The organism is Paenibacillus sp. GCM10027626 (assembly GCF_042676285.1).
Lineage (GTDB): Bacteria > Bacillota > Bacilli > Paenibacillales > Paenibacillaceae > Paenibacillus_Z.
This window is the reverse complement of sequence record NZ_JBHTHC010000008.1, coordinates 265,107-288,217: the sequence shown is the minus strand read 5'-3', so window position 1 is coordinate 288,217 and position 23,111 is coordinate 265,107. Positions and strand designations below refer to the sequence as shown.

The following is a 23,111-nucleotide window of genomic DNA, read 5'->3' as shown; positions in this document are numbered from 1 at the left end:
AAGTCATGGTACGATAAAAAATATTGGCGGGAAATGAAACGTCCCGGGATTTCCAACGTACATACAGATATAAGCTGAAGTGATTTGAGGAGGAATGAGAGATGTCTCTATTTAAACGTTTGCGTGATGTAACGATGTCCAATGTGCATGCCCTGATTGATAAAGCGGAAGACCCGGTTAAAATGACAGATCAATATATTCGTGATATGCAAGAAGACCTGGAGGATGCGGAGAAGGCTGTAGCGGCCCAAATTGCCATCGAGAAGAAATTCAAGCTGCTTTATGAAGAGCAGGAGGCATTGTTCAAGCGGCGCGAGGAGCAGGCTCATACTGCCGTACAAATGCAAAACATCGATCTGGCCCGCCGCGCGCTCGAAGAGAAAAAGCTTGTTGAAGCGAAGATGAACGAGTACAAGGCAAGCTATGAGGCTAATAAAGCTTCTGCCGACAACCTGCGCGTCAAGCTGGAAGAGATGCGCAAGCAATTGAACGAAATGCGCAGCAAGCGCGATACGCTCATTGCCCGTTACAATGCAGCCAAGGCACAAGCGGAAATCAATAAATCGCTGGCAGGCTTCAACACGGACACAGCAGCTGCCGGTCTGAAGCGTATGGAAGAGAAGATGCTGCAAATGGAAGCGCAAGCGGAAGCGAGCAACGAAATGACCAGCCGCGGCAAGTCGCTTGATGATGAATTTGCCAATCTTCATCGCGACAGCGGTGTAGAGGATGAGCTTGCAGCACTGATGAAAAAATACGAAAACAACGGCAATTCATAATCCGCTTGTAAGTAAGAAGACTAAACGTCCGGCGACCATGAACCCGCGATAGCATCAGACGGGCAGGTCCTCGGCGTTTTTTCATTCCGTAAATATTGGAGGATGTGAGTCTATGCTGCACGATATCGTGTCAATGGTCGTGTGGGTCAGCTCAGGGGCCGTGCTGCTCTTTCTGCTCATGCTGGCCGATTCGCTCTTTACGAAATATAACGACATGCAAGAGATCCGCAATGGCAATGTAGCCGTGACGACCCGTTTTATTATGAAGCTGCTGTCGCAGGCATATATTTTGTCTCAGTCGATCTCCGCTGCAAACAACCTGTTGCAAGCGCTGGTCGTGTCGTTTATTTCCTTTATTATTTTGCTATTGCTGGAAAGCTTGATGCGCGTTGTGCTGCGCACGTGGTTCAAGCTGCATATTGAGCAGGGGACACAGGACGGAAAAATTGCGCATGCCCTGTTTGCCGGTTCGATTCATGTAGCTGGAGCGTTAATTATCGGCGCCTATTTATAATTGCACAGCCATAGGGAAGGAGCAAATCCAGGGTGAGTATATTTCAACGTTTGAAAAGGGTATTCGCTAAGCCGCAGCCGCTGAAGGCTGCGCCGAGTGTATTAACGATCGGTCCCGGAGATGTATGCGAGGTCTCGCTCGTTACGTATCAGGTCGTCGGCCGGACACAAAATCGCCAGCGCAACTTGATTGTGCTGACTTTGCAGGATGGCTCGCAAATTAAATATTTGACCGTTGAAGAGCGTGAGCGCACCGTATTTGCCCTGTACGAGCCGATCGACGGACGCCTGGATGCGGTAGATGAGGTTCCGACCGTTCTAGAGCTGGATGATCGCACGTATCATTTGGAAGAGCAGTATTCAGGATTTATTACAGCCGCGGGCAAAACGCCATTTGTCCAGGGCGGTGAACAATATGTGTGGCAATTTCAATCGGACGATATGAAGCTGCTTAGAATTGAGTGGCAGGATGGCCGTTTTATGCTTTATGAAGGCGAGACTGTGCTGCCGGCTGATGTCCGTGTGTTGCGCGGAGAGCAGCCTTCATAACCGGAAGGAGGCAGAGAATGCGGAACAAAACCGGCTTCATAAGCGCTTATGCACTTAAACTGCTGCTCGTCTTCAGTCTTATCGTCCCGCTTCTCGCCGCTTGCGGCGGCATTAACGAGACGATTAAGGAAACTTACCCGCTGGAGTCCGTTAATGGGAGCGGCAATCAGACATCTTATGTGTATCGCGCCGCCAATAAGTCAGTCCCAGAGGTGGCGAAGGAGCTTAGCGAACAGTCCAAGCCGCAGCAGCAATCCAAAGAAGCGGATGATCGGATGTTCCTGGTCTATTCCGACCGGATCGTCCATCTGCAGCAGGATAAGCAGCAGCCTGAGGATACTTTAATCGAGGTCGATTCAAAGGAATACGTTAAAAAAAATTATAGCATGAGCTTTCTGGAAGGCTATTTGCTAGCCAGTCTGCTAAGCGATTTATTCGATGCAGGCCGTTATGGCGGCGGCAATTACCGCGGCTACAATGACCGCGATACGTATAAACCGAAAACGGGGACATTCCACGCTCCGACAGCCAAAGAGAAAAAAGCGACGCCTCCGCTGACCGTTGAACGCAAAGGCTCTATTTTCAAGCGCTCCAAGGATGCCGGGAGCGGCGGATTTGGAGATTTGGGAAGCGGTGGCGGAAGCATATTCAGCAAACCGTCCGAAAAAAGCGGTAAAATTACGCGCAACGGGTCAGAAAGTAAAAAGTCGGGCGGCAGCATTTTTTCACCGGGTAAATCGAAAAAACCGAAAACGAAAAGCGGCTTCGGGCGAATTATAAGGCGCCGCTGATTGCGAAAAGAAGAAGATTGGGCGGATAAGCACGTTCTGCTCAATCTTTTTTCTATTCTATTGATTTGCAATGATAGGGAGCGGTATAAGATAATAGGAAGATCGATAGAAAGAGAAAGGGTGGGGAAGTTGATATTGCGCAAGTGGCTGACGCCGCTGAACACGGTTGTTTTGACCCAGTTTTTAAGCGCGTTTGCCGATAATTTGAACTTTTTTCTCATTGTAGGCATGGTGAAGCGCCAAGGGGTGGACAATCCGGATGGAATGGTAGCCTATATACAAATGGCGTTTTTATGCGCATATGTTATTTTGGCTCCGATTGTCGGGGCTTTGGCAGACAAAAAGGCTAAATCTCATGTGCTGCTGATCGGCAGCATTTTGAAGGCAATTGGCATTGCGCTGCTGCTGTTTGGCTTGCCGCCGGCATTATGCTATTTGTTCGTTGGCATTGGCGCTGTTGTCTATTCGCCGGGCAAATACGGCATTTTGACAGAGTTAACGAAGTCTGAGGATGAGCTGCTGCGAGCCAATGCGAAGGTGGAGGGCTCGACAATTTTTGCAATCCTGCTTGGAACGGTAGCTGGCGGTTTATTGGCGAAAAATTCGGATATGCCGGCTATACTGGCGTGTCTAGCGATCTATTTAATTGCTTTGTTTATGACTTTGCTTATTCCTGCGCGGGCGGGAGACGCCTCGATCCGCTACGGTGCGGAGGCGCTGCAGTTTTTCCGCGATTGCAAGGTGCTATTTGCGAATCCGCGCAGCCGTTTTTCGCTGATCGGCACTGGTGCCTTCTGGCTGACGGCCGCTGTGCTGCGCATTGCGCTCATTGCATGGCTGCCGCTGAATCTCGGGATTACCGACACCGACCAGCAATCCATGATCATTGGCGTAACGGCGCTCGGCGTCGTAGCCAGCGCCTTTGTTACCCCGCGCTGGGTACCGGCCGGCAAGCTGCATCGCGCCTTTTATTATGGCTTGCTGATGGTAACGACCGTAATGATTGCGACTTTCACTTACACAATTTGGCTGACGGTGACGCTGCTATTCTTTACGGGTTTGTTTGGCGGCATTTTCGTCATTCCGCTTAATACGATGCTGCAAGAGGAAGGAAAGGAACTGATCGGTGCAGGCAAAACAATTGCGGTGCAAAACTTTACGGAAAATGCGCTGACTGTCACCGGACTGATTATTTATTTGACGTTGAGTGAAATGAAGGTTTCGGTCAATTGGTCCGTAATTGGCATCGGTGTTATCCTGCTTTTATTTATATTGTCGCTGAGTACGCAGGTTGGCAAGGTGCGGGCAGGCTATGAGCAGAAACAGATAAACCAGTAATATCGATAAGGAGGGCTGAACGTATGAATATGACCCTTATTGCCGCTGAATTGTTTGCTGCTGGCGTTTTGCCCAGCGGCGAGCTTGTGATGGACAAGCTGCAAGGCGGTACTGCTAGCGAGGTTTATGTATTGGAGTGCGGAGATAGCGGAAGACTTGTCTGCAAAATAAACAAGCCGGATGTCATTGCGGCAGAGGTTCGTTTTTTGCAAATGTATGAGCGGCTGCCGATCGTGCCTTCTTTACGTTATGTTGATCGGTCCTCGCGCTACTATTTGTATCCCTATATCGAAGGGAGCACGCGCTATCGTCCGGGAAAAAAAGGGGCGGTATTGCTAAGCGTGGCTCGTCAGTTAATCGCCAAATACCGTGAAGCTGAGTGGGAGGGCACCCATTACAAGACATGGCAGCGCTATTTGGCAGCCGAGGTGGAAGGAACGAGGCGGGAAGCGGGAGATTTGCTGACGGACGAGGATCACAGCTTCATTGCGGAGCTTGTAGCAAAGCCGCGCCGGGTTACTGGCCCTTTTTATCAATTGCATGGGGATTGCGGCATTCATAATTTTATTTTCGATGACGAGGGCGAACTGGCGGCGGTTATTGATCCGATTCCGATAATAGGCCAGCCGCTCTATGATTTGGCCTTTGCTTACTGTTCTACGCCGGATGGCTTGACGCCGGATGTTATTGCTGAGGTTGTCTATCATGAAGACTGGCCGTTCACCCGCGATTTGACGACTTTGTATGAAGAGGTAGCTATAGCCCTCTACAACCGGATCGTCATCTGCACCTACCATCATCCGCAAGATTTGAATGCTTATTTGGCAGCTTGGACGCATTGGAAAATGATTGTTGGCGCACAGCGATAGCAGCTTGTACGTATGGGAGGGACTTTAGTATGCCGAGATTGTATGGTGAACGAATTATGCTGCGCGAATATCAAGCAGAGGATTTGGCTCATATGCGGGAATGGGTAAATGATCCGGAAGTGGTAAACAATTTATCCGATATATTTTTGTATCCTCATACAATGGGCGAAACAGAATCCTTTTTGCAATCGATTTTGGATAAAGAAGGCGAGCACCGCGGCTTTGTTATCGCTGATAAGGAGAGCGGGGCCTATATTGGGCAAATTGATTTATTCAAGTTCGACTGGAAAAATCGGGCAGCCGAGCTTGGCATCGTCATCGGCAGCCGGCAATGGCAGGGGCAAGGCTATGGGGCTGAAGCGATCGGCGTTTTGCAGCGCTTTGTATTCGAGCAGCTAAATATGAACCGGCTGCAATTGGAAGTACATGATTACAATGCCAGAGCGATTCGCTGCTATCAAAAATGCGGCTTCACAGAAGAAGGGCGGCTCCGCCAGCGGCATTACCGAAACGGCATATATTCAGACATTATCGTAATGTCGATTTTACGAAGCGAGTATGAGCAGATGATGAAGGGATAGTGCGGCACTATGCTTGAATATGGGAGAGGCAAAAGTTTGGCCGGCAAGTCAAGTTTGCCGGTTAAGGGCTTTGGCGGATGGCTTATTTTAGTGCAAATTGTTTTGTGGCTGTCATTTGCCGGAACGGCAATGCATTTTCTCGTAGACCTGCTGCCGATTCAAAGCGGCGAAAAATGGCTCTGGCTGACTACGCCGGGTTCGCCAGCCTATGATCCGATGTGGAAGACGATTATCCGTTTTGAAGTCTATGGCAATCTTGCGCTTCTTTTGCTGCTTGCTTTGTCTATCATATGCTTCTATAAGCAAAAGCGCATGTTCATATCGCTCATAATTGCCTACTTGATTGCGATCATTATTGTAACTATTGTCGCCTATGGCTTAGTTCAAGCGAGCGACATGCTAGCTGCTCAGCGAACAGGGATGTCATCAAGGAAAGTGATGCAAAATATTGCGACCAGCGCTGTGCTTATCCCTTATTTTATCAAGTCTGCAAGGGTTAAAAATACATTTGTAAAATAAAGATTTGGACAAGCCTTTCATCTGCATGGAGACACATGCGGTCTGAAAGGTTTTTCTTTTTGTTCATATATTGCGTTCCGCAGCCTTATGTCTATTATCCCGTCGACTCAGACTTTGCTCATGCATCCGCTATTCCATGTTATTCAATTTATGCGAATCGCTGCTTACAAAACAGCTTTAAAGCAGAGGCTACAGTCATAGGTCTAGTTGCGATTGCGGCGGACTGCGGCGATTTTTGTACCAAGGCGCGGTAAGTGGTCACTTTGGTGGCAATACAGCTGTGAAAGAGTCCCTCAAAAGGGGATTTATTTTGTATAAGGTGATTAACGCGGAAGCAGTATTCATTAAGATAGGCTTGCAAATGCTTGGCGCCAATCCCGCAGAATGTGTCATTGAGCCAGCGGCAGGCTCTCTTGCAGTGTGCAATTAATGGTTGAAAAAGAAAACCGGGACGGCGGCCGGTGTAGCAGATAAAATCGGCCGGCTGCGGAGCGACATGTTCCTGCTTGAAATATTCAACGCCTGCAGGCAGTACATGAGCATTTGATAAAAAGTGATCGGCGATCTGCTTCAATTTCATATACTGGATATCGCCTCTCATATTAATGGCCGCGCCGCCGAGAATCGGGTGCTCTTGAGGATGGCGGAAGATGGTTGGATTATGTGGCTTGCCATATTTAGCTGTATTGACATGAATGATGCCTTCCAGCAATTGCCGCTGATCGTAAGCGCTCATTGCGCCGCGGAGCTTATGAAGAATTAGCCAGGCTGTTTTATAAGTGACTTTAATGATCTTGGCGAGCTTAACCGCATTAATGCCAGTGCCTTCGGAAGAGATGAGAAAGAGCGCTTGAAACCATTTGGGCAGAGGGGTGCGGCTGCCTTCCATCACGGTTCCGCAAATAAGAGAAGCTTGATAGCGACAAGCTTGGCATTCATATAGTGGTAGCCTGCGGGTATGAATGGTCGAAGCGATATGGTGCGAACAGCGGGGGCAGCGATAACCGTTAGGCCATTTGGCGCTGTATAAAGAAGCACAACATGTTTGTTCAGAACTATAAATCTGACTAAATTGCTCAAAAGATAATGTTGATGCCATAAGGAGCACTCCTTAAAAATAAGAACATACGTTTCCGTTAACAACAATATACCAAACATATATTCCTTTTGTCAACGCGAATTCTCCAGTAAGTAAATGTAAGGTTGAGGGAATACCTGACTCTTCGGGATAAAGGGCAAAAGGATCAGGGGAAGCAAACAACTATATCAAATTTACAGTTTTCTAGTCGGAATTACCCGAATTAATAAAGAACTAGGTCTAGGATTGGACTAGCCGCAAAGATATGAAGCGGCTGTAAATCTGATCCAATTATCCCGAATTAGAAGCATATCGGTCGATAGTCCTTACTTTCAGCCGTAAATGAGAAACGGGCCCGAAATAATTAGAATAATTAAAATTGCTGAAAATGCACTAAGCAGAACGGTTTCGGCAAAATTTATCAATTTATTTGTAAGGTTTATGTAAGACTTTTAGATGAGGATTATGAGAAGTAAATAAGAATAAATTCATCGTATTTCCTTACCCATAATACATCTAACAAAGTAAACTATGTAATTATATGTTAATTGATTTAGTGTAAATTCGAGCTTGGTATAGGGAAAGATGCTTATTTTTCAAATCAGAAAATAAACATGTACGCCTAATTGAAAATATTACCTTATCCCCTCATTGTAATTGGTATTTTTATGACATAATCAAATCGTGCTTGAGATCGAGATCAGGGAGGAGATGGAATTGATCGATCTTCATTGTCATCTGTTGCATGGTATCGACGATGGTCCGGAAACGATGGACCAATCTCTGGCGCTGGCACGGGCGGCTTGCAATACCGGGATTACGACAATATTTGCAACCCCTCATTATCGAGCAGGACGATTTGATACTACACCGGAACAAATCCGCGCAAAGACAGCGGAGCTGAATGCCGAGTTGAAAAATAATCAAATTCCGCTGCAGGTGCTTGCCGGCCAGGAGATTCGAGTCTATGAAGGCCTGCTTGAGGATCTGGAAGCGGGTAAAGTGCTTCCCCTCGGAAATTCCCAATATGTATTATTGGAATTTTCGTCGTCTCTGCTGCCTTATCGCTTTGAGGATACGCTGCATGAGCTGCTTATTGCCGGCTGGAGGCCGATTATTGCGCATCCTGAACGAAATGCAGAAATTGCGGAGGCGCCGGAAAAGCTTGCAGAGCTTGTTAGGCAAGGGGCGTATTGTCAAGTGACATCACATTCTTTGACAGGAAGGTTTGGGAGAAAAGTGAAATCGCTCGCGATTGAAATGGGGCGAAGGAATATCGTTCATTTTATCGCTTCCGATGCGCATAATGAGACGACGCGGCCGTATGAGCTGGTTGCAGCCTACAAGACGGCAGCAGCCAAAATTGGGGCTGAACTGGCAGACAGCTATCTAAGTAATGCCCAAGCCGTATTGCATAATATTCCGCTGGAGCCGTTGAAGCCGAGAGTGATGAGTAATTATGTGCGACAATTGCGGCTATTTGCAGGATGGTCGCCCTTTAAGACGCAGGACGGAGGATCATAGCCCATTGACAACTGAATTGGATTTAAAACATTATTTGTCGATAATTCGCAAGAGGCTTTGGCTGATCGGGCTGATCGTCGTGATCGGCACCGCAGCTGCAGGTGTAGTCAGCTACATGTTCATGAAACCGGTATACCAGGCATATACCAAGCTGATTGTTAATCAGCCTGGCGGCAAGTTAGGCAATATCCAGCTTGATCTGAATGCGATCAATACCAATATCAGCCTGATCAATACCTATAAAGAAATTATACGCACACCAGCCATAATGGATCTGGTCGTACAGGAGCACCCGGAATTTAATGTAACCGCAGAGGAATTGATGCGGAACGTTACATTCAGCTCAGTAAACGGAACGCAAGTGTTCACATTGACCTATTCGGATACGGACTATAAAAAGGCGGCATTGATCGTCAATGCCATTTCTGAAGTTTTCCAGGAAGAGATTCCGATCATTATGAAAGTGGATAATGTTTACTTACTGCACATGGCAAAGGTCAGCAAGGTTCCTGCGCCTGTCAAGCCGAACCCGAAGCTGAATATGATGATTTCGTTCGTACTTAGCCTGCTGCTTGGCATAGGAGTAGTTTTACTGCTCGATTATTTTGATGATCGTATTAAGACAGAAGCGGATGTCGAGCAGGTGTTGGGCTTACCGACGCTTGCCCTTATTCCGGCAATCAGGCAGGGTGATCTGAAAGACCGCCGCAAGCATGAGGCTCTGTCGAAGAAAGCAGGTGAAACGTCTCATGTCACAAACTGAGTCTCGCCCTATTATTACAGAGCTTAACCCGGCATCGCCGATTTCCGAGGCTTACCGGACATTGCGGACAAATTTACATTTTTCGAATGTAGATCACAAGCTGCATGTTCTTATGGTAACGTCGGCCAATCCGCGGGAAGGGAAGACGACAACGATCAACAATCTCGCAGTCGCCTATGCCCAAAGTGAAAAGTCGGTATTGCTTATCGATGCCGACTTGCGCAAGCCAACCGCTCATCAAACGTTCAAATTGTCCAATCGCTGCGGCTTGACGAACGTATTGACCGGACAAGCTCAAGTTGACGAGGCGATTAAGGAAACATCCAACTCCTTTTTGCATGTGATGACCTCCGGGCCGATTCCGCCAAATCCGTCGGAATTGCTCGGCTCCAAAAAAATGGATCAAATCATCGAGGAGCTCAGTAACCGCTTCGATTTGCTCTTGATCGATACTCCGCCAGTGCTTGCCGTCAGCGATGCGCAAATCATGGCGACCCGTTGCGACGGTGTCCTGCTCGTGGTCAATGCCCGCTCTGTGAAACGGCAGCATGCTATAAAGGCGCGGGATGCATTGCAATTTGTACAAGCGCGAATAGTAGGCGTTGCCTTGAATCAAATATCAAGCCGCGAGATGAACCCGTACTATACTTATTCCCAATAATTAATTGCCACACTATAGTCAGGAGGTTCGTAGTAACGATGATCACCGCTTATCGTACACATTTATTGGTGGCTCTGGATTTAACGGCAGTGATGCTTAGTTTGGGTATCGCATTGAAGCTGCAGTATGCCGACCCCTGGAATGGAATGCCGACTGGAATCGGGCTAGTCTATATGCTGTTAACGGGCCTTACGGGGCTAATATGCATGATGAGACTGAAGCTTCATCGGCGGATATGGCAATATGCCGGGATAAGCGAGGCTTTTGCCATCATCGCCGCCGCTGTCTGGACGGGCATCATTCCTTACATCATTGTATGCCTGGCATATGGCATTGTATTGCCGAAAATGATTTTGCTGCACCATATGATTGGCATCGTCTTCATGATGGCTGGGCCGAGACTGCTTTGGCGCGCTTTTTGCGATAAATACAGCTCGCGCCGGCAGGCAGGCGGCTACCGGACGCTAATTATCGGGGCAGGGAGCTGCGGAACGATGATCGCCAAAGAATTGCTGCAAAACACGATGTCCCGTCATGTACCTGTCGGTTTTATCGATGATGATCCGTACAAACGGCATCTTACTGTCTGCGGCTTGTTTGTATTCGGCGGGCGGGACGTGATCGCCCATACCGTTGAAGCTGAAAAAATCGATGAAATTATTATCGCGATGCCTTCGGCATCAAAAGCGCAAATTTCTGCCATCATTAATATTTGTAAACCGACGAAAGCCAAATTGAAAATTGTTCCGGATCTGCAAGAGGTCATTCAAGGAAGAAACGCATCCGGACAAGTTCGCGATGTGTCTGTCGAGGATTTGCTGGGCAGAGATCCGATCCGAACAGATTTAGATGGGATTGCGAATTATGTAGAAGGGAAAACGGTGCTCGTCACCGGTGCTGGCGGCTCGATTGGATCGGAACTATGCCGGCAAATAACGCTGTTCAATCCAGATCATTTGCTGCTGCTGGGGCATGGCGAGAACAGCATCTATTTGATCGAGATGGAGCTTCGCGGCCTGTACCCGCATTTGCAGCTCTCGACAATTATTGCAGATGTCCAGGACCGCAAACGATTGGAAGACGTATTTGAGCAGTTCCAGCCGCAGGTCGTTTTTCACGCTGCAGCGCACAAGCATGTACCATTGATGGAAAGAAATCCATCCGAAGCGATCAAAAACAATGTATTTGGAACGAAAAATGTGGCCGAGTGCGCCGACCGGTATGGCGCAGAGCGTTTTGTGCTTATTTCCACGGATAAAGCGGTCAATCCGACCAGCATAATGGGCACGACAAAACGAATCGCCGAAATGTTCATTCAAAGCTTGGATAAACATAGTCAAACGAAATTCGTCGCGGTGCGTTTTGGCAACGTGCTTGGCAGCAGGGGAAGCGTCATTCCGCGGTTTAAGGAGCAAATTGCTAAAGGCGGGCCGGTTACCGTTACCCATCCGGACATGGTGCGTTATTTCATGACGATACCGGAGGCCGTGCAGCTTGTTATACAAGCGGGCGCGTTCGCCAAAGGCGGAGAAGTATTCATTCTCGATATGGGCAAGCCGGTGAAAATTTATGATCTTGCTGTCGATTTGATCCGTCTGTCCGGCTATGAGCCCCATCTTGATATCGACATTCAGTTTTCTGGCATTCGTGAAGGAGAGAAGCTCTATGAGGAACTGCTGACGAATGAAGAAGGAATGAGTTCAACCAAGCATAATCGCATTTTTATAGGCAAACCGATGCAAATCAACCGGACAGAGCTGGAATTTGAAATCCGCAAGCTCGAGCAAGTGATTGGACAGCCTCCGGCTGAAATCCGCGAGATTTTGAAGCATCTCGTTCCGACCTATCGCAATGTATCGTAGAGACGGAGTGAATTATGGCAAAACAAGCGACAAATACAGCGATGAAAAAGATGCTGGCACGAAGCGGGAGCATCAGCTTTCTCATCAATTCATGCGGGATGGGGCTGGCGCTGCTCATGCAAGTGACGCTTGCCCGGATTTTGGGCGCAGCATCTTATGGAATATTCACCTTTGTCTCGACCTTGATGACCTTCCTCGTATTTCCGGCAAAGCTCGGGTTCGATACATCCATTGTGCGGCTCGTGGCATCTTACAAAGCTATGAACGAATGGGGGCTCATTAAAGGGTTATTAAAACGAGCCAATCAAATTGGACTCATCCTATCGCTTGTTATAACTGCAGCAGGGGTATTGTTTCTCATCCTGCAAGCGGACGGGATGACAGCCGAGCAGCTGTGGACTTATTCGGCGGGGCTGGCGACAGTCCCGCTGCTGACACTGGCAACATTGCGGCAAAGTGTATTACAGGCGGTCAAAGACGTGATGTTTTCGCAAATGCCGGAAAAAATAGGCCGTCCTGTCATTACGATGGCGATTCTTATTGGCTGTGCCGCCCTGCCAGGCGTGCAGGCGGATGCCGGAACGGCGATGCTCTGTTTTGCGGCAGCGGTGCTGGCGAGCTGGCTTATCGGGGCCGTTGTTATGCGCATACGCATCGGTTCGCAGCTTCAAGGGGTCGTGCCGCAATTTGATACGCGGTCATGGACCAAATTGTCCGTGTCGCTTATGCTGAATGCCGGCATGTACCTGATTTTGGGCCAGCTTGGCGTTTTGATGATGGGAATGATGTATTCCGAGACCGAGTCGGGCTTGTTTTCCGCAGCCGTCCGTCTGGCCACTTTGGCGGCATTCGCACTGACAGCTGTCAATATGACTGCGGCGCCGCTGCTTTCCGAGCTCTATGCTACAGGCAACCGTGCCCAACTGCAGCGCGTATGTGTGACGACCGGCTGGTCGGGCTTTCTGTTCGCGGCCTTTTTATTTCTCGTGCTGGCTGCGGCCGGTCAGCCGCTGCTCGGTTTGTTCGGCGCAGAGTTCAAAGCGTCATTCTGGCCAATGCTGATTATGACATTCGGGCAAGTCGTCAATGCCTACTGCGGGCAAAATGGCATGATTGCCACAATGACCGGATATCAGAATCCGCTCACCAAGGCACTCGTCGTCTCCACCCTTATCAATATTGTAATGAATGTAGCGTTGATTCCATTGTGGGGGATGATCGGGGCGGCACTGGCTACTTCAGCCGGATTGATTTGCTGGAATGTCATTATGGTCATTTTTGTTTATCGCAAGATGCAGATCGTTACGGTTGCCTGGCTTCCGGCCTCGTTGTGGAGAAAATTCGAAAAGAAAATGACTGCGGAAGGAGAGAAGGATGAGACGTAAAATCAAAGTTCTTCATGTCGTGGGCAAAATGCATCCAGGCGGCATCGAAACACTGCTCATGAATGTATACCGGCATATTGACCGGGAACGATTTGAATTCCATTTTGCGGTGCAAACAGAGGAACGCGCTTTTTATGATGAAGAGATTGAGCAATTGGGCGGAACGATCATCCGGCAGCCTCATCCGCAAAAAGGTCTCGCCCGCTTTCGCCGGCAGCTGGAAGCGAATATTCGCCGCCACGGCCCCTATGATGCCGTCCACAGTCATATATTCAGCTTTAGCGGCTATGTTCTGAAGATTTGTAAAGATATGGGGATACCAGTCCGGATCAGTCACAGTCATACCGTACACCGCAGCGAAGTGAAATCGCTGCTGCGCAAAGCATATCTTGCATATATGCGGCATCTTATTCGCCGCAATGCCACGCATTTGCTAGGCTGTTCGCGCACCTCCTGCGAGTCGCTGTTTGGCGCCGATTGCTGGAACGATCCCCGTGTTGACGTGTTTCCCAATGCGATTGCACTGGAGCCTTACGCAACATTACCGGCAGAACGTTCGGCACTTCGGGAGCGAATTGGCCTGGACAAGGGGGCGGCTCCCTTATTTGCACATATCGGTCGTTTTCAGGAGATGAAAAATCATCCTTTTTTACTTGACCGTTTCGCCGAGTTTGCGCAGTCTTCCCCTGACGCCAGGCTGATCTTGATTGGCGACGGTCCTCAGCGCCTGCACATCGAGGAGCGCGTGCGCGAGCTGGGGCTTGCCAGTCAGGTGGTATTTCTCGGGCAGCGCAAAGATATACCCGAGCTTCTCGGGGCGGTCGATGGCTTTATTTTGCCTTCTCTGATCGAAGGGCTGGGAATTGTAGTCATCGAAGCTCAGGCAGCAGGTGTCCCTTGCCTTGTATCGGAAGCAGTGCCGAAAGAAGCGGATCTGAACCTGGGGCTTGTCCGTCAGCTGCGGCTCGATGATACGCCGCAGCTATGGGTGGAAGCGATGCAGCAGCTGCTCCATAGTTCACAGCCGGATTGGGATAAAAGGCGCCAGGCGCTAGACCATGCCGGTTACAATATGACAAGCAGTGTACGTCGCCTGGAGATGCTGTATGGAAGCTAGATCCGGCCGTATTTTTCAGCATCCGCTGCTGGCCGTCATGTATTTTGTTATGCTGATGCTGGCGGCCAAGCTGTGGTTTCCGCTTGATGATAAGCTGGGGATCGTTCTGTTTTTTATATTGCTGCTGCCGTTTTTTTTCGTGCTGCTGCGTTGGCCGAATACACCAGGTGCCTTATTCGGCGGTTTATGTGTCATGTTTGCGGGCAAGCTGGTGTATGCACTCACGACAAGTCCGGCAAGCGGCCCGGATGAAATTCACTATTACGAACAGGTAAGCGCCTTTCAGCACCTTTCGGAATTTATGAGCTACGCCGTTGATCATTTTTTTACGCAATGGGGCAACATTTCTGCTTATCCGATGTTCGGCATGCTGTATATGCCATTGTTTAAATGGCTCAGTCTGGAAGATCCGCTTGCCATCATTATGTTGAATTCATTGCTGCTCATGCTTGTCGTCAATCAGACGTACCGCATTAGTGCGCAATATTTTCGCTACGAAATGCCCGCTTTGGCTGAGCGGGAAGCAGAAGAGCGTCAAGGCAGTTCCTTTCATGCCATTATCATATTTGGCTTGCTGGCCAGCCCCTCTTTTATGCTGCTTTCCTCTGTATTCGCCAAGGATGTAGCTTGTGCGCTGCTTGGCTTGTATGGGGCAGGGCTGCTGCTGCGCCGCAAATATATATGGTTCATAATCATTGCGGCATACGCTACTGGACTGCGCGACTATTCGATCATTTATACGCTTGGCATTTATTTTTTATATGCCCGCAAAGTGAAGACGGCGACGTTGTTTATGCTGATAGCGGCAGGCGTGCTCGTCACGCAGATTGGCCCGCTTGGCGTATCGAATGCCGTATTGCTAATGCTGTTTCTGTTTATTAGCCCGAACCCGATCCAGCCGGGTAACTGGGATTCGCAAGTGATCATGCGCACGCTGGAGGCGCTTTGGATGAGCGCGGTGCTGATCGTATCCATCATTAATTTTATGAAATTCAGGGCAGTGCGCTCATTTTACATTATTGCCTTGCTTATATTGTTCACTTACGCATGCGCATTGGTGCTTGTCGGTTATGTTACTGTAACCGGGCGCGATTTGGAGTACGGGCTTGGAACTGTGGGCGACAACATGGTACGCAAAAAGCTTCCGGTACTGCCGATACTCTACGTCATTAGCGCATACACGCTTGTATGGGGACGAAAATGGCTGCTGCCGAGAAAAATGAAAGGAGAGGGACATGGCTAATAAGCGGGGGAGAGATTTGTTTTATCGGGCAAAACCGTTGTTGAACGGGGTAAGCGCCTGTCTGCGCCTTGTACCGCGACCGGCCGCATTGTGGCTTTGGGCCATAAGCGATTGGCTGCCGGAGCTGCTCGGCGTGGCCTTCCGCTACTGCCTGCTTAAGCGGCTGGCACGGCAATGCGGCGACAATGTACGCGTCGGGCGCGGTGTGGAGCTGAAATATCCGGAGCGTCTGTCTGTCGGCACAAATGTAAGCATTCATAAGCAATGCTATCTTGATGCTTACGGGGAGCTGGACATCGGAGACGAGGTGTCGATCGCACACCAAAGCTCGCTCGTCTCCTTTCAGCATACTTGGAGCGATAGCTCTTGTCCCATTCGGGACAATCCGCTAATTTGCGGCAAAATCCAGATTAGAAGAGATGTGTGGATCGGCTGCGGCGTGCGGATTATGGCCGGCGTGGAAATCGGCAGCCGGTCGATCATTGCGGCGGGGGCTGTCGTTACGCGTAATGTGCCGTCGGGCGTCATTGCAGCGGGCGTCCCCGCTCGAACCTTGAGAGTGATCGAAGCCCAGGCTTCGGATCGCAGGCCCAAGCAGAACGGGGGATGACCATTATAACGGGAGGGTATTGCAAAATGCATGTTCTTTGGGCGCATGACCATACTTTTTATTTCAATGAAAGCGGGAAATTTTACTCGGGAGGCAAGCTGCCATATGCGGTTTGGGAGCGGTATTTAGCTGTTTTTGACCATATCACCGTCGCTTGTAGAGGGCAGCGCACGCAGCCCGATGCGGATATGAGCGGGAAAACGCTGTCGAGCGGTCCCCAGGTAGAATTTCTTGTTCTGCCGTCATTAAGCAACCCGGTCAATAAATTGACGAAGCGCGGGTATGTCGATCAATGCTTGACAGAGGCGATCCGCGAAGCGGATGCCGTCATTGCCCGCATGCCCAGCGAGATCGGGGCAGAGGCGATCCGCATTGCGCAAAGGCTCGGTAAGCCGTATGCGGTGGAGGTTGTCGCTTGCGCATGGGATGGGCTATGGAATTATGGCAGCGTCCAAGGGAAAATGTACGCGCCGATCTCGATGTGGCGCACGCGACGGATGATCAAGAAGGCGCCGTATGGGATCTACGTCACGGAACGATTTTTGCAGCAGCGCTACCCGCTTGCGGCAAACGGGTTTGAAGGCGCCTGCTCCAATGTCGAATTGCCTGCTGTCCCGGAGTCTGTTCTGACGTCGAGATTGAGCCGTATCTCTGAAAAAAATAGCGGCGACAAGTTCCGTATCGGCTTAATCGGGTCGTTGAACGGCAAGACGAAGGGGATTGATACGGCGCTGCGGGCATTAGCGCGAATTGCCGGAAACACGCCGCCGTTTGAACTGCATATTTTGGGCGACGGTTCTAAAGAGAAATGGCAGGCGCTCGCCGTAAAGCTCGGCTTGGGCGACCGGGTGACATTTTGCGGTGTTCTGCCGAGCGGCAATGCGGTCTTCGAATGGCTGGACAAATTAGATTTGTATATCCAGCCGAGCTTCCAGGAGGGGCTTCCGCGAGCGACGATTGAGGCGATGAGCCGGGGCTGTCCGGTCATCGGTTCGACGGCCGGCGGCATACCTGAGCTGATACCGGGCGAATGGCTGCACAAGCCTGGACATGTGAAGCAGCTGGCGGCAAAACTGCAGCATGCAATTGGCAATAAGGAATGGCTGACTGAGCAGGCAGGACGTAATTTCGCCCGTGCCCAGCATTATACGAAAACGAGATTGGATCAGAAACGGCTGGCTTTCTGGAAAGCGTTCCAGGACTATGCTGCAAGAAAAGCCTATGCAGGCAATGCAGGCATTGAAGGCCGCTATAGTACGAAGGAATCAAAAGGAGCGGGTGCATAATGACAATTCTAGTTACAGGAGCGGCCGGTTTTATCGGCTATCATCTGTGTGAGCGTCTGCTTCGTGAGGGAGAGCAGGTAGTCGGGCTCGATAATTTTAATGATTATTATGAAGTGCAGCTTAAGGAGGATCGCTTTGCCCGTTTGTCCGAACAGCCCGGCTTCAGCGGCGTGAGGGCGGATATCGCTCAGTACGATGCCTTAAATGCATTATTCGGCCAATATCAGATAAAAAAGGTCATACATTTGGCGGCACAGGCGGGGGTGAGGTACAGCCTGACCAATCCGTTTGCTTATCTGGATACGAATTTGCTCGGCTTCGGGAACATGCTGGAAGCTTGCCGCAGACATGAAGTCAGTCATCTGGTCTACGCCTCCTCCAGCTCTGTCTATGGCGCCAACGTAACGATGCCATTCAGTGTCCGCCACGGCGTCGATCATCCGGTCAGCCTATATGCGGCTACGAAAAAAGCCAATGAACTTATGGCGCACACCTACAGTCATTTGTACGGCTTGCCCACAACTGGATTGCGATTCTTTACCGTTTACGGGCCATGGGGACGTCCGGATATGGCTTACTTCAGCTTCACCCGGAATATAGTGGCAGGCAAGCCGATTCAAGTATTCAATGAAGGCCGGATGGAACGCGATTTTACATATATCGACGACATCATTGAAGGAATTGTCCGGCTGCATGGCCGGCCGCCTAAGCCTGACCCGGCATGGGATCGGGAGCGTCCCGATCCGGGCACGAGCTATGCTCCTTACCGGGTATACAATATCGGCAATCATCAGCCAGTGGCGCTCATGCATTTTATCCAGACGATCGAACAGAAGCTTGGCAAAAAGGCGAAGCTGGAATTTCAACCGATGCAGCCGGGCGATGTTAAAGCGACATTCGCCGATATTGATGATTTGACGAGAGAGATCGGGTTCAAGCCGACGACGACGATTGAGGAGGGGATCGGACGCTTTATTGACTGGTATACCGCTTATTACAACGTGATTTGATAAGGAAGGGGAGGGGCATGAAGAAAAAAGTAGCACATGTATGTACGTCGGGTATCAGTTATAAAATTTTGGGCGACAAGCTGGCGCTGCTGCAAGAGGCTGGCTATGAGGTGACATTCGTCTCAGCCGGCGACGGGCTTGATTCCCAGATCAAGGAGGCTTACCCGTTTCAATGGCGGACAATAGCGATGCATCGGGCCATTCGCCCCTTTCAGGACCTGTTGTCGATATGGCGCATGAGAAAGCTGTTCAAAGCCGAACGGTATGACATTGTGCATACGCATACTGCGAAGGCGGGCATTATTGGCCGCATCGCAGCCAAGCTGGCCGGTGTGCCAGTCGTCATTCATACGAGTCACGGACTGCCTTTTTACACGGGACAGTCGCGGCTCACCTATACGATCTATCGGCTGATGGAAAAGACAGGGGCGCTATTTTGCGATGCGCTTGCTTCGCAAAATAGCGAGGACATACAAGTCATGCAGCGCCTCGCCCCATGGCGGAAGCTTTACTTTGAAGGCAACGGCGTCGATCTGGAACGGCTTGAGATTGCTTCGCGCAAAGCGCTGTGCCAATTGAAAGCGGATGATCTGAAGCGAGCCTATGGCATCCCCAGGGATGTACCGATGCTGCTGATGGCTGCCCGTTTTGAACCAGTCAAGGATCATAACCTGCTGCTGGATGCACTTGCCCTTGCCAAACGGGAAAACAGACTGCACTGGGTAACGGTGCTGGCCGGTCAGGGGCCGCTTGAGTCAGCTATCCGCGAACGTATTGCTGCGGAAGGCCTGGCAGACGATGTAGTGCTGGTCGGACAGCAGACACCGCTTGTCCCGTGGCTGTTGATGGCAGATTGTGTCGCCTTGACGAGTGAAAAGGAAGGCATCCCACGGTCATTAATGGAAGCGATGGCCTTTGGCAAGCCTGTAGTGGCGACAGATGTGCTGGGCACGCGCGAGTTGGTTGCTGCAGCTGGCAGCTGTTCGACCGGCATATTAGTGCCAAGGCATCAACCCTTGGCGCTGGCTGACGCGCTGGACCGGATGATGAGCGATCCGCTGCTGCGGAAACGAATGGGGGCTGCGGGACGCGCAAGAATCGAGGAGCATTTCACAGAAGCGGCTGTTGTGAAAAGAATGATCCAGATGTATGGCGAAACTGAAGCGCGCACGCAGAACAGAGGGAAGAAACGGCTGTACAGCGCGGTAAAGCGAATCGCCGATATCGCGATCAGCCTGCCGGCATTTATTGTGCTGCTGCCGATCATCCTGTTAACTGCGCTGGCCGTGAGAATCAAGCTGGGGTCGCCAGTTCTGTTCAAACAGCAGCGTCCTGGACGCTATGGGGTGCCGTTTCATGTCTACAAATTTCGCACGATGACGGATGCGCGCGATACGGACGGGCAACTGCTCCCAGACAGCGTACGGCTGACTGCTTTCGGGCAGCTGCTGCGCAAGCTCAGCCTGGATGAGCTGCCCCAACTGCTCAATGTGATTCGGGGAGATATGAGTCTTGTCGGTCCCCGTCCATTACTAATGGAGTATTTGCCATTATATACAGCTGAGCAGGCAAGAAGACATGATGTTCGTCCTGGCATTACCGGCCTGGCGCAAGTGAGCGGGCGGAATGCGGTCGCCTGGGAAGATAAATTCCGGCTCGATGTTCAGTATGTTGACCGCCGATCTCTCTGGCTTGATTTGAAAATAATGTTCTGGACTGTCAAAAAGGTTCTCAAGCAGGAAGGAATTCAGCAGGAAGGGCAGTCAACAGTATGCAAATATAGCGGGAGTACCGGGAGCAATACGGGCGCGCAGCAGCGAGAGGTGGAGAGGGTTCTGTGAAAAGGGACACATATAACACAATCCCGAAAATTCCTTTATGCGTCATCGGGAACGGGGGACACAGCAAGGTGATTGCGGATATTGTGCAGGCGCACGGGTTATTCCGGATCGCTGCGGTTGCCGACGATAAGTTCGCGGAGCTCGCGCTGCACGAAGGCGTTTATTACGGTCCCCCCCGTGTCATTCGCGGCATGCTTGGCGTCGAGCTGGAAATGATGGTCGTGATTGCGATTGGCGACAATCGGATTCGCAAGCAGATGGCGGAGTATCTCGATATTGCTGCCGAGCGCTATGCTGTTCTCATTCATCCGTCGGCAATCCTTTCTCCCCATGTCACAATCGGCGCAGGAACGGTTGTCATGCCAGGGGCGATTATCAATCATGGAGCAGCAATCGGAAAGCATGCCATCGTAAACTCCGGTGCGATTGTCGAGCATGACAGCTGCCTTGGCGACTTTGCCCATTTGTCGCCAGGGGCAGCGCTTGCCGGAGGTGTTTGCGTCATGGAGGGGGCTCATGTCGGCATCGGAGCTGCTGTTATACCACGCGTACAAATCGGCCGCTGGAGCATTTTAGGGGCGGGCGGAACGGCAATTGACGATATACCGGATGGAGAAACGGCTGTCGGCGTGCCCGCACGACTTATAAACGGATTAGTAAGAATTATTAAATAAGGAGCGATGGGAGTGGCCAACAACGAGCGAATCTATTTATCTCCCCCACATATGGGAGGAGCCGAGCAGCAATATATCGAGGAGGCGTTCGCAACGAATTGGATCGCTCCGCTAGGACCCAATGTCGATGCGTTCGAGCAGGAGCTTGCCGGTTACGTGCAGGCTGGCGGAGCAGTCGCTTTAAGCTCGGGAACAGCCGGTCTTCATCTGGCGCTCAAGCTGGCTGGCGTCGGGCTGGGCGATACGGTGTTCGTCTCTACATTAACCTTTGTAGCCAGTGTGAACCCGATTTTATATTTGGGTGCGGAGCCGATTTTTATCGATTCGGATTTCGAAACCTGGAATATGTCCAAGGAAGCTTTGGAACGCGCCTTTGCAGCTGCAAGCGCAGAAGGGAAGCTGCCGAAAGCGGTCATCGTCGTCCACCTGTACGGGCAGAGCGCAGACGTGGAGCCGATTATCGGGCTTTGCCGCCAATATGACGTTCCGCTAATTGAAGATGCGGCTGAGTCGCTGGGCGCAACTTATAAAGGGAAAGCAAGCGGCACGCTCGGCGATTACGGCGTATATTCATTCAACGGCAATAAAATTATTACAACCTCCGGAGGCGGGATGCTTGTATCGGATGACGGAGCCGCGCTGGCCAAGGCGCGCCATTGGGCCACACAGGCGCGTATGCCGGCACTGCATTACGAGCATAGCGAGCTTGGCTACAATTACAGGCTCAGCAATGTGCTTGCCGGCATTGGACGAGGACAGCTGCAGCAGCTCGAAGCGAGGGTGGCGTCCAGAAGAGGAGTATACGAACGTTATGAGCGCGAGTTAGGGCATCTTGAAGGCATTTCCTTTATGCCGGAAGCTTCGTTTGGCCGCGCTACACGCTGGCTGACCGCACTGACGATCAATCCGCGTGTAACGGGACTGACGCCTGCGATGCTGGTACGGGCACTGGAGGCGGAAAACATTGAGGCCAGGCCTGTATGGAAGCCGATGCATTTGCAGCCGCTCTTCAGGAAATACCAATATTTCCCTCATTCCATTCAATTTAGTGTATCAGATCAATTATTTGCACATGGCATATGCTTGCCTTCCGGCTCCAGCATGACGGTCCAAGCCCAAGGCAAAGTGATCGACTGCATTGCCGAACAATTCAAGCATATGGCCGGGCGGCTGCAGCAGACCATTTAAATCAGGAACGAGGAGGCTACTCGATTATGAAAGTACGCAAAGCGATTATTCCGGCGGCAGGACTAGGCACCCGCTTCCTGCCGGCGACAAAAGCGCAGCCGAAGGAAATGCTGCCGATCGTCGACAAGCCGACGATTCAATATATTATCGAGGAAGCAATTGCTTCCGGGATTGAGGATATTTTAGTTGTGAGCGGCCGCGGAAAGCGGGCTATTGAGGATCATTTCGACAAATCGTTCGAGCTGGAGGAGACGTTAGAACAAAAAGGGAAAAAGACGGAGCTGGAACAAATTCGCGCGATTTCAGATATGGCGAATATTCACTATATCCGTCAGAAGGAGCCCAAGGGGCTGGGACATGCCATTTGGTGCGCGCGCAGCTTTGTTGGCGACGAGCCGTTTGCGGTGCTGCTGGGGGACGATATTGTACAATCCGAGACGCCTTGCCTCAGCCAGCTAATCCGGGTGTTCAGCCGATTCTCTTCCTCAGTAGTCGGCGTACAGCGGGTTAGCGACGAAGATGTATCCAAATACGGCATTATTGCCCCACGCGGCTCCTCCATCGAGCCCTCGGTCTTTTTCGTCGATACACTTGTAGAAAAGCCGTCCCGCAAAGCGGCGCCTTCAAATTATGCCATTATGGGGCGCTATGTGCTGACACCGGAAATTTTCGATATTTTAGAGCATCAGTCGCCGGGAGCGGGCGGCGAGGTGCAGCTGACCGATGCCATCAAGCGGCTGAATGACCAGAAGACGGTGCTTGCATACAACTTTGAAGGCTCGCGTTATGATGTTGGAGATAAATTTGGCTTTATTAAGGCAACGCTCGATTTTGCCCTGCAGCGGGAAGATTTGAAGTCGGATGTGCTTGGCTATATTCAGGGGGTTTATGAGCAGCATTTTCCATTAATCAATAAGGTGGCGAAATAAC

Annotated in this window: 23 protein-coding genes and 1 pseudogene; 23 read left to right on the top strand and 1 reads right to left on the bottom strand. The window is 50.7% G+C overall.

All coding sequences use genetic code 11. From position 1 onward, the window contains the following. Window positions 1–101 precede the first annotated feature (101 nt). The 8 genes from ACFQ0N_RS17680 (at window position 102) to ACFQ0N_RS17645 (ending at window position 5,939) form a co-directional block, all read left to right on the top strand. On the top strand, window positions 102–779 hold the full coding sequence (locus tag ACFQ0N_RS17680; protein ID WP_379328466.1) for a PspA/IM30 family protein: 678 nt from the start codon (window positions 102–104) through the stop codon (window positions 777–779). Between the two features lie 112 nt (window positions 780–891). Beyond that, a complete protein-coding gene (locus tag ACFQ0N_RS17675) occupies window positions 892–1,293 on the top strand; it encodes a DUF350 domain-containing protein (protein ID WP_379328464.1) in 402 nt (133 codons plus the stop codon). 32 nt (window positions 1,294–1,325) lie between these two features. Then, window positions 1,326–1,841 (top strand): DUF4178 domain-containing protein, encoded by a 516-nt coding sequence (locus ACFQ0N_RS17670; protein WP_379328462.1) that lies wholly within the window; start codon window positions 1,326–1,328, stop codon window positions 1,839–1,841. 17 nt (window positions 1,842–1,858) lie between these two features. Then, a complete protein-coding gene (locus tag ACFQ0N_RS17665; RefSeq protein ID WP_379328460.1) occupies window positions 1,859–2,632 on the top strand; it encodes a DUF4247 domain-containing protein in 774 nt (257 codons plus the stop codon). 120 nt (window positions 2,633–2,752) lie between these two features. Continuing rightward, on the top strand, window positions 2,753–3,970 hold the full coding sequence (lplT, locus tag ACFQ0N_RS17660; RefSeq protein ID WP_379328457.1) for a lysophospholipid transporter LplT: 1,218 nt from the start codon (window positions 2,753–2,755) through the stop codon (window positions 3,968–3,970). A gap of 23 nt (window positions 3,971–3,993) precedes the next feature. Beyond that, window positions 3,994–4,839 (top strand): aminoglycoside phosphotransferase family protein, encoded by an 846-nt coding sequence (locus ACFQ0N_RS17655; RefSeq protein WP_379328455.1) that lies wholly within the window; start codon window positions 3,994–3,996, stop codon window positions 4,837–4,839. Window positions 4,840–4,868: 29 nt separating this feature from the next. Next, a complete protein-coding gene (locus ACFQ0N_RS17650; protein WP_379328453.1) occupies window positions 4,869–5,420 on the top strand; it encodes a GNAT family N-acetyltransferase in 552 nt (183 codons plus the stop codon). Window positions 5,421–5,456: 36 nt separating this feature from the next. Further along, on the top strand, window positions 5,457–5,939 hold the full coding sequence (locus tag ACFQ0N_RS17645; protein ID WP_379328451.1) for a DUF2569 family protein: 483 nt from the start codon (window positions 5,457–5,459) through the stop codon (window positions 5,937–5,939). 148 nt (window positions 5,940–6,087) lie between these two features. Here the strand turns inward: ACFQ0N_RS17645 and ACFQ0N_RS17640 are convergent, their stop codons facing one another. Beyond that, complete coding sequence (locus tag ACFQ0N_RS17640; RefSeq protein WP_379328449.1) at window positions 6,088–7,038, bottom strand: transposase; 951 nt, start codon at window positions 7,036–7,038, stop codon at window positions 6,088–6,090. Between the two features lie 696 nt (window positions 7,039–7,734). On the opposite strand from ACFQ0N_RS17640, the gene ACFQ0N_RS17635 reads away from it, so the two are divergent. The 15 genes and pseudogenes from ACFQ0N_RS17635 (at window position 7,735) to galU (ending at window position 23,110) form a co-directional block, all read left to right on the top strand. Then, window positions 7,735–8,541: a tyrosine-protein phosphatase gene (locus ACFQ0N_RS17635; RefSeq protein WP_379328447.1), complete on the top strand. Its 807-nt coding sequence runs from the start codon at window positions 7,735–7,737 to the stop codon at window positions 8,539–8,541. Window positions 8,542–8,545: 4 nt separating this feature from the next. After that, a complete protein-coding gene (locus tag ACFQ0N_RS17630) occupies window positions 8,546–9,304 on the top strand; it encodes a YveK family protein (protein ID WP_379328446.1) in 759 nt (252 codons plus the stop codon). Next, a complete protein-coding gene (locus tag ACFQ0N_RS17625) occupies window positions 9,291–9,965 on the top strand; it encodes a CpsD/CapB family tyrosine-protein kinase (RefSeq protein ID WP_379328444.1) in 675 nt (224 codons plus the stop codon). The genes ACFQ0N_RS17630 and ACFQ0N_RS17625 overlap by 14 nt, the downstream gene beginning before the upstream one ends. A gap of 38 nt (window positions 9,966–10,003) precedes the next feature. Further along, window positions 10,004–11,827 carry a polysaccharide biosynthesis protein gene (locus ACFQ0N_RS17620; protein WP_379328442.1) on the top strand — a complete coding sequence of 608 codons (1,824 nt, stop codon included), beginning with the start codon at window positions 10,004–10,006 and terminating at the stop codon, window positions 11,825–11,827. Window positions 11,828–11,841: 14 nt separating this feature from the next. After that, window positions 11,842–13,212 (top strand): oligosaccharide flippase family protein, encoded by a 1,371-nt coding sequence (locus ACFQ0N_RS17615; RefSeq protein ID WP_379328440.1) that lies wholly within the window; start codon window positions 11,842–11,844, stop codon window positions 13,210–13,212. Next, a complete protein-coding gene (locus ACFQ0N_RS17610) occupies window positions 13,202–14,329 on the top strand; it encodes a glycosyltransferase family 1 protein (RefSeq protein WP_379328439.1) in 1,128 nt (375 codons plus the stop codon). Before ACFQ0N_RS17615 ends, ACFQ0N_RS17610 begins: the two co-directional genes overlap by 11 nt. Next, window positions 14,319–15,572 (top strand): hypothetical protein, encoded by a 1,254-nt coding sequence (locus ACFQ0N_RS17605; RefSeq protein WP_379328437.1) that lies wholly within the window; start codon window positions 14,319–14,321, stop codon window positions 15,570–15,572. The genes ACFQ0N_RS17610 and ACFQ0N_RS17605 overlap by 11 nt, the downstream gene beginning before the upstream one ends. After that, entirely contained in the window at window positions 15,565–16,182 is a 618-nt protein-coding gene (locus tag ACFQ0N_RS17600; RefSeq protein WP_379328435.1) for an acyltransferase, read from the top strand. Before ACFQ0N_RS17605 ends, ACFQ0N_RS17600 begins: the two co-directional genes overlap by 8 nt. 26 nt (window positions 16,183–16,208) lie before the next feature. Further along, entirely contained in the window at window positions 16,209–17,468 is a 1,260-nt protein-coding gene (locus ACFQ0N_RS17595; protein ID WP_379328433.1) for a glycosyltransferase family 4 protein, read from the top strand. Next, complete coding sequence (locus ACFQ0N_RS17590; protein ID WP_379328431.1) at window positions 17,468–18,478, top strand: NAD-dependent epimerase; 1,011 nt, start codon at window positions 17,468–17,470, stop codon at window positions 18,476–18,478. The genes ACFQ0N_RS17595 and ACFQ0N_RS17590 overlap by 1 nt, the downstream gene beginning before the upstream one ends. A 17-nt stretch (window positions 18,479–18,495) precedes the next feature. Beyond that, window positions 18,496–19,560 (top strand): annotated as a pseudogene (locus ACFQ0N_RS17585) (glycosyltransferase family 4 protein); the annotation flags it as partial. Window positions 19,561–19,623: 63 nt separating this feature from the next. Further along, a complete protein-coding gene (locus ACFQ0N_RS17580) occupies window positions 19,624–20,319 on the top strand; it encodes a sugar transferase (protein WP_379328635.1) in 696 nt (231 codons plus the stop codon). Then, window positions 20,316–20,993, top strand: a complete 678-nt coding sequence (locus ACFQ0N_RS17575) for an acetyltransferase (RefSeq protein ID WP_379328429.1) — start codon at window positions 20,316–20,318, stop codon at window positions 20,991–20,993. The genes ACFQ0N_RS17580 and ACFQ0N_RS17575 overlap by 4 nt, the downstream gene beginning before the upstream one ends. A 6-nt stretch (window positions 20,994–20,999) precedes the next feature. Beyond that, window positions 21,000–22,181 (top strand): aminotransferase class I/II-fold pyridoxal phosphate-dependent enzyme, encoded by a 1,182-nt coding sequence (locus ACFQ0N_RS17570; RefSeq protein ID WP_379328427.1) that lies wholly within the window; start codon window positions 21,000–21,002, stop codon window positions 22,179–22,181. Between the two features lie 26 nt (window positions 22,182–22,207). After that, window positions 22,208–23,110 (top strand): UTP--glucose-1-phosphate uridylyltransferase GalU, encoded by a 903-nt coding sequence (gene galU / locus ACFQ0N_RS17565; protein WP_379328425.1) that lies wholly within the window; start codon window positions 22,208–22,210, stop codon window positions 23,108–23,110. The last annotated feature ends 1 nt before the right edge of the window (window position 23,111 follow it).